Genomic DNA, 12,018 nt, shown 5'->3' with positions numbered 1-12,018 from the left:
GGGAGGGGTTGAGACATAACTGCATCTACACTCTGTTGCGTTTACTTTACTCGATGCTGTTGATTTTTATCTCTGGGGGTGTGGGGGTTATGCAGGTTGGCAACGGATTTTGATAACGGATGTAACAGATGGGGTAATGGAGTTTATTTACAACTTGCATCCTACATATTGATTTACCCCCCTCAGTCCCCCCTTGCTAAGGGGGGAAGCTAATTTCTGGTTTCTGTTCCCCCCTTGATAAGGGGGGCTAGGGGGGTGGTGCAAGATATAAGTACAAGCAGATTTAGTGGATAGCTGAATGAGAAGATGTACCCATACCTTATCCGTTACATCCGTTACTCAATCCGCTGCCACATCCGTTCCCACTAGGTTCTATTTCCCAACCTTAAACACCTGTTCAGCCGTCAAATTCAACTCTGGAAACGTTACCGATTCAATACGCTCATTTCCCCTAAACTGACTCACACTATACTCATCTTCAACCAATTGGTAAACCGAAATAGTAGGTTGCTTCGGGTTGCCAATGTAGCGCCTCCCTCCCAAACCTAAATAGTCAACAACCCAGTATTCCGGAATGCCTAACTTTTCATATTCAGCTAACTTAATCAAGTAGTCGTCTTGCCAGTTGGTACTCACCACTTCAATAACCAACCGGACTGTTTCACCCTTGGTAATCACCGAACGTTTTTTCCACATCGGTTCAGCTTCCAGGGCATTCTCATCCAACACCACGACATCCGGGATAAAGCCTGACTTGTCAGAATCTATCGGCTTAATAATACATTGCCGAGGGATAAAGTAGGGAAGCCCTAGACGTTCAATTTCAATTCCCTGTTTGAGAGCAAGAAACCCTCCTACCCGTTCGTGAGTTCCTGTTGGTTGCATTTCGACAACGACTCCATCATATAATTCAAAGCGCCCATAACCATCAGGATACCAGTCTAAAAACTCGTCTAGAGTCATTAATTTGGATGCCGTTTGTATCATAGCCATTTCTCCTCCGTGATACTGATTTATTTGGTTCATTTACCTTGAGTTGCAGAATTAAAAGATTATCTTTAGTGGGTTGGGTTGAGCGAAGTCGAAACCCACTCAAAACTATCCGTTACATCCTCCTGCCAAATCCGCTACCGAATTTATTAATAATCTATCTTAATCCCTAGACTCAACTGAATTCTCTTCTAACCACCTAGCCAGCGATTCTTGACTTTCTTGAGCTGTCGCTAACCCTTCCATCATTACCACAACCTCCATCTCTGGAACATCCAGAGTATATCCATTGATTTCCAGGAATGTTGCCATCACAGCAAACGCTACCCGTTTATTGCCATCAATAAACGGATGATTCTTCGCCAAACCATACCCATAAGCTGCGGCTAAATCAAATAAAGTTGGTTCACCATAAGCAAATAGATGTCGTGGTCTAGCTAAACTAGCTGAAAGCAGATTTTCATCCCTAATCCCCCCACTCCCCCCATGCTGTACAATTTGATCAGCATGGATAATTCTAGCTATATCCTCAGATATCCAAAACGGTTCGTTCACTGGGCAAGCTCACGTAACGCATTTTTATACTTCTGGCTAACTTTTCTATAAGCGTTCATCACTCGTTCAAATTCAGGCTCACCAGCAGTTATTTGAACACCATCAGCCGTTTCAGTCACTAACACCGTATCCCCCTCACCCACCTTAAGCTGTTGTAAGAGTTCCTGGGGTAAAGTTATCCCCAAGGAATCACCAATCCTCTGAATCTTGAGCGTATACATAGCATTACCTTGAGTTGCAGAATCAAAAGATTATCTTTAGTCAGTTGGGTTGAGCGAAGTCGAAACCCAACCCACTCAAAACCATCCGTTACATCCGCTATCAAATCCGCTCCCGCAATAGCATCCCTTCCTTCACACCCCCCTCAACAATTCCCTCTCCCATTAAACCATCGCGCGATCGCAACGTTACCCGTCCCGAACCCTCCATAACCCCAAACACCGTACCCCTATCAACCGTTCCCAAATCCACTCCACCTAACCATACTTTGGCACGATTCCCCTTAACCTCCGTCACCACAACATCCGCTACCGGACTTGGAGTATTAATAAAATAGAGTGGCTGGCGTTCGTACCCACTCCCCACCTTCACCTCAAAGCGGGGGGTTTGATTAAACTCCTGGGGGATCTGAGGAATCACAGAAGCGATCGTCCTCTCCGGTGTGCTATCCTGTCGCCAGAGATACTGCGTCAACAAATAAGTAAACGCCCCCGCATAGAAACCATTCAAACGGGCATCAGCAGCAAATTGATCCAAGTTCGTTGACGCAATCACAACCCCCTTCGCCACACCTTCTTGATACCGCCTCACAAATTCCTCTCTCGACCAACCCAGACGGGATAGCCATTTTTCCTGGTAGTCTTTTTCTAAGGGAGAAATCTGGATATTGCTGCCACCATCCCGCGCCCGTACCCGAAATTTCCGAGTCGCTGCACCCGAAAAACAACTATCCAAAATTGCTGTAAAGTTTTCCGTAGGCAACGCAGACATCAATAGGAACAGCGTATGCCCCATAATATCCTCGACGACACCCCCCTGGTTGGGATATCCATCCGGCAGCGCACTATCAACGGGAACAAACGTGCCATTTAATTGGTTCCTACTCCCTGACTCAAAAGCGATCGGATCAGGGTCAAGAACCCGGGAACCATGCCCAGAGTAATGATACACTACCACATCCCCAGGCTTTGCCTGTTTAATCAAATACTCTTCAAACGCATCCAGAATTCCCTGCCTTGTAGCTTGCTCATCCGTCAGGGTATAAATATCCTTGGGATTAAACCCAAAACGGTAAATGAGCAGATGACGCTGCAACTCCACATCATTCACACATCCCTGTAACGGTTGAGACGAGTAATTATTGATACCCACCAATAACGCCAACTTACGCGGGGTACTTTTTGCCAGAACTTTACCGTAACGGTTTGCCTGTTGGGGAATGGATAGCTGGTTTAACCCCAATGCAGCTAGAGTGGAACCAGCGAATTGTAAGAAATGACGACGAGAAAGGCGAGACATAACTACCTCCTGAGGAAAGATGGGTGAAATGGCTTTAGATTAACGCTCTGCCTCCCAAACGTAACCCTTCGTCTCAAAATTTGTAACACTAGCCAGCAAGTTGGGACTTTGGGGTTACAATACCCAGTTACCGTCAAAACCAAACCTTATCCCTTACATCCGTTGCCAGCCTATCTCAATTTTTCATCACCCAGAACGTGCGATCGCATCTTTTCCGAGAAACAATTATCCCGTAGAACAGGCATCTTGTCTGTTAATGTAGAACTCCTACCAAGGATTACCAATGAGAGTGAACGCACTCCAATAATAAGGATGAGAGAATTTTTGATCAGGTAGATTGCCTAGCTCTGAAGATAAGGGAATCGTACCATCAGGAGTGACCAATTGCCCGTTTTCTAATCTCACTTCACCCCGACTCATTGCTAGTTGAGCCTGTCGCAATGCTTCAGCTTTCACAGGAGCATCTTTCAACTGCTGATAAAACGCCGTTATCAGCCCCAATGTTCCTTCATCATTGACATACCATAAACTGCCTAAAGCTGACTTTACCCCAGCCATTACTGCCAATCCAGTAAATCCTAACTCTGCCTCTTGATCTCCCAACGCCGAGCGACAAGCACTCAACACCATTAATTCTACAGGTGGGTTACTCAGTCCTAATTGTCGCAGTTGATTGAGTCCTAGTTTAGTATCCCAAAACTGGATATAAGAATTACTCGGCTTACCGGGTTTGAACTCGCCATGGGTGGCTAAATGAATGATACCAAACGGAGTTGAATCGCGTACTGCTTTGAGATTTTCTGGGGTAAACGCTTCGTTAAGAAAGGATTTTCCCTGCCACAACTGATTGGTAATCACGGATAACTCAACAGGTACGGCGGGTAACGAGCTTTGGTTCATAAATTCTGAGGCTCCCATTGCCAAGACTTTCAGATTTCTCACATCAACGTAGCGAGTATCGGTAAGGGAAAGACTGGGCATAAGACTGACACTATATCGTTCTATAATAAAACCTGTGCCATCATCCAGTGCGGCTACAGGAAGTGAGCGTAACCCCTCATCCATAATGAACACCAGATTGTTAATCTGTTGGACTTTTAAATCGTCCTCAAGGGGAGCAACTAACCACTGGTAAAGCTGTTTTGCAGATGATTGATAGCCTTGGAGATTTGCTCTATCTGTAACGGTGCTGCGGAATTCTTGAACAACTTTAAGGACTTGCTGCCGCGTTGCCCCTTCTACCTTTTTGCGAATGGGTTGTCCTGAAGCGGTTACTAAGACTAGTTCTAATTGATCCGTGGCTTGTGCTGTTGGATTAGTGAGTGGGTTAAGTTCTTGAGTTGAAGATATACCCCCTGAATCAGTGGGGGGCTTGGGAGTTAATTCAGATTGGGATTTAATGCCGTTTCCAGGGAGAGGTGGAGGCGTCGTGGTTGGTACGAAAATGACATAGATGAGGGCAGGTTTAACCCCAGTTTCTTGTTCAATTTGGCTTAAGCTAGTGCGGGCATCTGTTAGGGTTTTAGTGGGTGTATCGGTGATGCCTAGATAGTTTTCATAGGTGTCTGTAATATTGTTTTCTAGTTCTTCTATTTCGGTGTCAATTTCTACAGGGGGTATTTCTCTGACAACTGGAGAAATTTTGGATTCATCGGGAGGTTGAATGATAACGGGATTAATTGATGGCTCAATGGGATTATCAATGGGAGTAATCGGTTGATCAATACTAATAATCTGAAGGTTGCCCTCGGTATAGGTGAAGGGAAAGGATTGAATGGGAGCAATAGTAAAATCACCACTAGTTATTGCTCCGGCTGTGCCGTTAGTTGTTGCGTCTCCAATATCAAAAGGAATGATTCCCCCGCCACCGTGCCGAATTGCGATAGTGAAGCACTGCTGCGAAGCGCAGATCGCACCATCGCCACTTCCACCAATACTAGAAATACTGGCGAGACTCCCATTTTGAGCCGTAAACGTATCCGTGGCACGGAAGAAGCGTTCCGTGGTAATATCAATCTCACCCCCCCTACCATTCGTTCCCCCTTGGGCGTTAATCGCGGCTACTTCTATATCTCCAAGAGGATCGAGGCTGACATTACCCCCATTCCCTAAGCTGGAACTAGAATCGAGAAAGCCAGTTGTGATCCGCTCAAGAGCAGAAATTGCGATCGCTCCCCCACTGTTCCTTCCCGAAGTGTTAAGGTTGCCAGTAGTAACGGCAGCGGTGGAACTCGTGAGGGAAATCCCACTATTGGCGGTAATATCTCTTGTCGAGATGTCATCAGTGGCAGTTAGATTAACCGATAGGCTGGAAATATCTGCTTGGGCAGTAACCTGATTGGCAGTAGTTATGGCAAAATTACCCAAAGCGTTTAGATTACCAACAGCACCATTAAAGTTGATATCACCTGTTCCTGCACTAAGGTCTATGTTTTGAGTACCGTTCAGGGTATTGTTAAAGGTAATATCTCCATCTCCTGTGTCGAGAGTAACGGCTCCTGTGAGTGTAACTGGACTGGTGAAGGTGATATCGTTATTGTTCGTTCTAATCGCTCCAGCTAGAAAAACATTCCCTATCCCAGTTTGACTAAAGGCTCCATCTAGGTTGAGGTTGGCTCCTGCTCCAAGGGTTAACGTGCCAGTATTGTTGACGCGAATCTGACCGCTATTGGTGGTCGTAATAGAATTATTAACGGTAATATTATTACCTGCAAGGTTAATACCACCTGTACCGTCAGTTTGGAGTTCACCGTTGAAGGTTGTCGTACCTGTGCCTGCTGTTTGGGTAATACTGGTAGCCGCGATCGCATTAGTGGTAATGTTGTTGGCACTACTGAAGGTTAAATTGCCATTCATCGCCACAGCACTATTGAGGATAATATCACCCGTACCCGCAACCAGTTCTAAATTCTGACTACTACCCGTTATCCCTGCATTAATAGTAATATCACCGATACCTGTTCCCGTATCGAGTTTGACATCTCCTGTCAGTATAACTGGGCTAGTGAAACTGATCGTGTCATTGCTGGTAGTAATAGTATCAGCCAGGGAAACTGAGCCTGTGCCATTTTGCTCGAAGGCTCCATCTAACGTCAGACTTCCTCCATCGGCAACCGTGAGAATACCGCTATTATTAATAGAGAGAGTGCCGCCATTGGAAGTGATAACGGGGCTATTAAAGGTAATGTTAGTACCCGTTAAGTTAATGCCATCAACACCTGTAGTTGTTAGTTCACCGTTGAAGGTAGTCGTACCAGTGCCTGCTGTTTGGGTGATACTAGTGGCAGTAATCGTTGAGTCGGCAGTGACATGATTAGCGCTGGTGATATTCAACTCGGCTAGGTTAATGTTACTCCCCACCGCATCTCTAAAATTAATGTCGCCACTACCTGCTGCCAGGTTCAAAACTGACGTTCCTGTACTGTACTCGACGATATAGCCCTGTGGGTTAAGGCTGTCATTCGTCAAATCATTCCATGTTAAATTAAATTCAGCATAATCTTCTCCTTCTGGTGGTGGGATATCATTACTCGGCTGATTCGCTCCCCAAGCAACATACCCAACTGCCGTTCCGTTAACGCCACCCTGCCAAAATACCGTTCCGGCTTCTGGGCCCGTTTCCCACCGCCACGTTCCTTCGGTTTGGGCATCACTCGCACCAATCCAAGCACCGACACCGAGAGGAATTCCTAACGTAGTCAGCCAGCGATTTTCCCCTTCAGAGGTAATCGTTACCAAATAACCCGACTCACCCTGTAATGTTCTAGCTTCAGCCGCATCTTTGGCATCAAGCCAAGTCAGGCTACCGCTGACAAACTCGTAGGAGTGAGCGGCATCTACGGTACTGTTAAATGTAATAGTGCCGCCGCCGGAATCAATAGTAGTAGTATCGCTGTAGAGGATGACGGAACCCTCAAAAGTGATATCGTTACCCGTTGAGGCGATCGCTTCTCCAAATAAACTGATGGTATTTCCGGTAGAGTTTATAGTAAGGTCATTGCTGTAATTAATTAGAGGACTATCAAGAATTATTTCACCGCCATTGGAGGCGATCGCATTTCCGGTTAAATTAATTGTCTCTGAAGCGTTCAACACAATCGGTCCTCCATCCGTCGAAATAGAGCCAACCGTGAGTATTCCGGTTGTCAATCCTCCGGGAGAGGTAAAGGTTCCCCCCGGTGTTACTAGATCGGGAGGAAGGTTGGCAGTATTATCTAAACTGGCTTTGCCAGCTTGCAAAACTAGAGCTGCAGAATTCGTCAAAATACGGAAATCCGGATCGAAGATAGAAATTGATCCAGAACTATCGGCTCCGGTAATCGTAATCGTTCCCCCGGTAATGCTTCCAGTCGCTTCAACCTTCAGCGAAACTCCTGTATAATCACCAAAGACAACATCCCCATCAGCACTAATAACTGGGTCGAAGAAACTGAGAAAGGTTCCCGGTTCCCCGGATAGATTAAGAATCGAGAACTGTCCCCTACTAGCAAAGTGGGCATCTCCAGAGATAGTGCCATCACTAATTAAACTTAGATTTCCGCCACTGACAAAGGGTGTTTGCGGGTGATTGAGCGCTAAAATATCAATGGTGCGATCGCCTTGAATATAAAGATTTCCTCCAGCTTCAGCTAGAAACGGATTAGCAGCACTGTCTCGCACCCGTACCGTATCCCGCGCCAGCAGGTTCATATCCCCACTCGTGACTAACTGACTTTCGATTAGCGTTAGATTGCCCTTCGCTGAAAGCGTTGCTGTTCTAGCCTCTAACCGTTTGACGGCAACATCTCCAACGTGTAGACTCACTCCGGAATCGGTTAGCTGTACGGTTCCTGAAGAGTCAACCGCTACTCCCATTTCAAGAGGGATACTGTTTCCTGTAAGTAATTGCGGTAACGTTAGGGGCGTAATCGGTAGCAAATTCCCCCCTGTATCGACAGGCGGTTCGAGTTCCAAACTGAGAATTTGTCCCGGTTGGCTAAAGCGTACTCGACTGCTTCCTGGTACTGCCGTTACCGTAATAGTGCCTCCTGGAGCTGATAGCGTACCCGTGCTGATTGCACTTCCGCCAATTAATGCTAAATTCTGCCCCTGTTGTACTGCCAAGTTGCCAGCATTCACAATTGCTCCTAGTTGCAATATCTCAAACTGAAACGTAGTCGGGGAACCCATCAGGTTGCTATAGTCATTGACACCCAAGGCATTAAACCAGCCACCCTCAAACCCAATACCAGTCGCTGTAGTCGCGGTGAAGGATGCCGGAACGTTTAATTGGGCATTGGCACCAAACACGATGCCAGCCGGATTCATTAAAAATAAGTTGGAGTTGCCGCCTGTTACCTGAATCAAACCGTTAATGTAGGATGGGTTATTCCCGACAACTCGTCCCAGGATATTGCGAATAGTAGGATTAGATAGGAAATTGGCAATTTGATCGGTATTGAGTCCAAATTCCTGGAAGCTGTGAAAAAGGTTGGCTTCATCTTCGGATAACTGCCCACCCGTGATATCAAGTTGGTTGCCGTTGGGAGTAACAAACGTTTCCGTGCCATCGGTTGCGGGTGTTATGGGTTGGGCTAGGGCTGATTGAATAGCGATCGCGTATTCTAAGGATGAGGTTAGTAGCAGTAGTGTTACTACTGGTGCGCCTCTGGGAATTCTCGTTTTAAAAAGCATCTGGTGTTATTAAAAAAAAGATGCCGTGAACAACTAGCTACCAATGAGTGGTAACTCTCGCATCAGCAGGGTGGTTTTTTTGTTGATAGGGTTCTTCGATTCTATCGAGCTGGGCAGCAACTGACTCTCTCTTTTTTTTATTCCAATTAGAGAAAAATTTAGCAAACCAACTACCTTAACTGATCTTCCTCATTTTTATTGGAAATAGTTGCGGATTTTTTCCGAAATGAGCTTTCAACCTAGGATAAAGAGAGAAGTAGACCTGTGTTTCTTGAAAATTTGAAACATTTCTTTATATCTAAGGCGGTAAAATATACCTGTGAATAGCTGCTGTCAAGATCTAAATCCGGCGGCGATGCAAGCAAAACAACCTTCTAGAGAGCAGTTACTGTTAGAGATTGCCGGTCTGCGCCAAAAACTGGAAGCGCTCAAGGAAGAAAAAGCCGACTTAGAAATTTTGCTGGAGACGACGACTGAACATTCTGATACAGTTGAAGCTGAGTTGCATAATAAGGCGGAAGAGGTGGTAAAAGAAAGTGAGAGAAGGCTCCTTCAATTCCTAGAAGCCATACCTGTCGGTATCCTTGTGGTGGATGCAAAGGGTCAACTCTACTATGTAAATCAACGGGCGCAAGAGTTGGCTGGACGAACAATTCAACCTGGAACTCAAGCCGAGCAATTAGCCGAAATGTATCAAGTTTATAGGGCGGGGACTGAGCAACTTTACCCCATTGAACAGTTGCCCCTCGTGCGAGCCTTGAAAGGAGAAAATGCAACAGCTGACGATATCGAAATCCACTACGGTGAGAAGGTTACTCCTTTAGAAGTGTGGGGAACACCCATCTTTGACGAATGGGGTAAAATTGCCTATGCGATCGCTGCTTTCCAAGATATCACCGAACGTAAAAAAGCGGAAGCCGAACGGACTAAATTTACGAGTGAACTCTTTAAACTCAACCAAGCTTTATCGCGCTTTGTACCCTGTCAATTTCTAGAGTTGTTAGATAAAGAAAGCATTGTTGATGTCCAGTTAGGCGACCAAGTACAGAAGAAAATGTCGGTACTGTTTTCTGACATTCGTGGTTTCACTGCCTTGTCGGAAAACATGACAACTGAGGAAAATTTTCAATTTATCAACTCCTATTTGAGTTGCATGGAACCTGCTATCATCGAAAATCATGGATTTATTGATAAATACATGGGTGATGCAATTATGGCACTCTTTAGCGGCAGTGCTGATAATGCAGTAAGAGCAGGAATTGTTATGCTAAAAAGCCTAACTGACTATAATCAAAATCGGTTAAAATTGGGTGACGTGCCGATCAGGATTGGCATTGGTATTAATACGGGTTCTTTAATGTTGGGAACAGTGGGCGGTGTTTCGCGGATGGATAGTACGGTTATTAGCGATACCGTTAATTTAGCGTCTCGTTTGGAAGGACTGACTAAAGAGTATCAGGTGGCGCTTTTAATTTCTCACAATACCTTTTCCCAGCTAAATGAACCCAATCAGTATGCCTTTCGTGTCATTGATCGAGTGAAGGTGAAGGGAAAATCTGTGGCAGTGAGTGTCTATGAAGTTTTTGATGCCGATCCGCTGGCGATTAAAATGGGTAAGTTAGCTACGAAAACCTTATTTGAACAAGGGCTATTGCTTTACAATCAAGGGGATTTTCGGGAAGCGGTGCTATTTTTTGGAAATTGCTTACACCAAAATCCTGGAGATACCGTGGCTCAAATTTACTGGGAACGCTGTCAGGGTTAAGAGGCGATCGCATTAGTGAAGGAACGGTTTTAACCCCCTTTTACCCCTAACGACTAGAAGTCGCAGCTACACAAACAAAGCCTGCCTCCGGAGGCTAAAATTTTATCTCACGCAGACGGGCTTGGAATGAATCTATCTATATCTTTACAAAAGTAATGGTAGACTTTACCATCCACCATAAACTATAAAAGATTTAGTTAAACCCCAAAATTTTTCTTCATAAAGACTGGCATCAGGAAAAAAATTCATAAAATCTTTCTTACTCAGCAATTTAATTGAATTTATCATTTTCTTAGCATTTTCGGGATTAGTAACTTTTTTACCACTCCTGACATTACCAACATTCATCAATAGCCATACCTAAAACTCTATTGGAAGAAATTGAAATAAGGGAAGAACAAAATGAGGCTCAATTGGAAAATAAAAATTAGGAGTTTGGACAAAATATCTTTTTCCTACTCTCATTACTTCATTAGCCATTTTATGCTGTTCTTCATAATCGCCTACATGTTCAATAACAGAATTTGAAAAAACAACGTCGAATTCATTATCTTCAAATTGGCTGAGATCTCTCGCATCAGCCCTTAGACACTTAACATTTGAATGACTTTGTTGATCTATTTTGGGATTTATATTTACTATAGTAATGTCTACCTCTCCCACCTCTTGATTCCAAAAATCTAAAGCCGTCCAGAACACGGGCGTTCCCCCTACATCTAGAATTTTTAAGGGAGGTGGAACTAAGGCAAGAAGAGACATAAAGAAAGCCATCCGTTTTTTTCTGAGATTGTTAGTTAAGGAATCAGGGCGCTCGTGATTGTATATTTTTTCTAACATCTGATTCATTGTCACTAATTTCCTTTAATTGACATTACTTTTTTATGCAGTAATTAGCTTACAAAGGACTAGGAGCTAGTTTTTTCCCTAGTCCCCAGTCCCGACGCTCTAGCTCGAATTTCTCACAAGTTGACAAATCAGTGGTGAAAGAAATGGGGAAGGTGGGGAACAAGTTTCTCCCCTATCCCCCTCATCTTTGTATACTTGTTGGTGAGAAATTCAGGCTAGCCCTTTTCTTGTCGCCTACTCCCAAGCGTCCAAATCTAAGGCTCTTGAACCCCCTCGCTCTAACTGACCTAAAAGTTTACCCAACTGCGACCAAACCAGCCAACCAATGAATACGGTTAGGGGCAGGGAGATAACGTAAGCCAGCAATCCGGGAAAACCAAAAATCTGTAACCCGGCAGCTAAGAAAATGCAAATTCCAAAGGAGATACCCAAAAAGGGGACTAGCAACTGAAATCCTTTGAGTTGAGCCAAGTCACGAGTAGAACGGCTTTTTGACCATGCCTGTACTTTTTGTTTGAGGGTAGCTTCAAAGGCTGCACCAGAGCTAATCCCAGCTAACAAACCGATAACTAATAGCAAATAGGGCGGTTCCGGAAAATAATACACGAAGCACTCCAGTATAAAAGAGAGGTCTAGGCAGATCTTATATCGCAAGGGGGAGCAGGGGGAGC

The 12,018-nt window shown here is 44.8% G+C and carries 9 protein-coding genes; 1 reads left to right on the top strand and 8 read right to left on the bottom strand.

Annotated elements, in window-relative coordinates:
* Window positions 1–372 precede the first annotated feature (372 nt).
* The 5 genes from IQ257_RS26670 to IQ257_RS30410 form a co-directional block, all read right to left on the bottom strand.
* Window positions 373–987, bottom strand: a complete 615-nt coding sequence (locus IQ257_RS26670; RefSeq protein ID WP_193880053.1) for a Uma2 family endonuclease — start codon at window positions 985–987, stop codon at window positions 373–375.
* 165 nt (window positions 988–1,152) lie between these two features.
* Entirely contained in the window at window positions 1,153–1,545 is a 393-nt protein-coding gene (locus IQ257_RS26665) for a type II toxin-antitoxin system death-on-curing family toxin (RefSeq protein WP_193880050.1), read from the bottom strand.
* Window positions 1,542–1,766: an AbrB/MazE/SpoVT family DNA-binding domain-containing protein gene (locus tag IQ257_RS26660; protein ID WP_193880047.1), complete on the bottom strand. Its 225-nt coding sequence runs from the start codon at window positions 1,764–1,766 to the stop codon at window positions 1,542–1,544. The genes IQ257_RS26665 and IQ257_RS26660 overlap by 4 nt, the downstream gene beginning before the upstream one ends.
* A gap of 100 nt (window positions 1,767–1,866) precedes the next feature.
* Complete coding sequence (locus IQ257_RS26655) at window positions 1,867–3,063, bottom strand: caspase family protein (protein ID WP_193880045.1); 1,197 nt, start codon at window positions 3,061–3,063, stop codon at window positions 1,867–1,869.
* A 267-nt stretch (window positions 3,064–3,330) separates the two neighbouring features.
* On the bottom strand, window positions 3,331–8,736 hold the full coding sequence (locus tag IQ257_RS30410) for a CHAT domain-containing protein (RefSeq protein ID WP_228061057.1): 5,406 nt from the start codon (window positions 8,734–8,736) through the stop codon (window positions 3,331–3,333).
* A 355-nt stretch (window positions 8,737–9,091) separates the two neighbouring features.
* On the opposite strand from IQ257_RS30410, the gene IQ257_RS26640 reads away from it, so the two are divergent.
* Complete coding sequence (locus IQ257_RS26640) at window positions 9,092–10,501, top strand: adenylate/guanylate cyclase domain-containing protein (RefSeq protein ID WP_193880042.1); 1,410 nt, start codon at window positions 9,092–9,094, stop codon at window positions 10,499–10,501.
* 165 nt (window positions 10,502–10,666) lie between these two features.
* Here the strand turns inward: IQ257_RS26640 and IQ257_RS30405 are convergent, their stop codons facing one another.
* The 3 genes from IQ257_RS30405 to IQ257_RS26630 form a co-directional block, all read right to left on the bottom strand.
* The gene (locus tag IQ257_RS30405) at window positions 10,667–10,852 is read right to left on the bottom strand and encodes a hypothetical protein (protein ID WP_228061056.1); all 186 of its coding nucleotides are present in this window, start codon (window positions 10,850–10,852) and stop codon (window positions 10,667–10,669) included.
* Between the two features lie 9 nt (window positions 10,853–10,861).
* Window positions 10,862–11,347: a class I SAM-dependent methyltransferase gene (locus IQ257_RS26635; protein ID WP_228061055.1), complete on the bottom strand. Its 486-nt coding sequence runs from the start codon at window positions 11,345–11,347 to the stop codon at window positions 10,862–10,864.
* 234 nt (window positions 11,348–11,581) lie between these two features.
* Complete coding sequence (locus IQ257_RS26630; RefSeq protein WP_193880039.1) at window positions 11,582–11,953, bottom strand: hypothetical protein; 372 nt, start codon at window positions 11,951–11,953, stop codon at window positions 11,582–11,584.
* Window positions 11,954–12,018 lie beyond the last annotated feature (65 nt).

This window comes from Coleofasciculus sp. LEGE 07092, from assembly GCF_015207375.1.
Lineage (GTDB): Bacteria > Cyanobacteriota > Cyanobacteriia > Cyanobacteriales > Coleofasciculaceae > LEGE-07092.
Note: the sequence above shows the minus strand (reverse complement) of the source record. Positions and strands in the feature narration are given on the sequence as shown.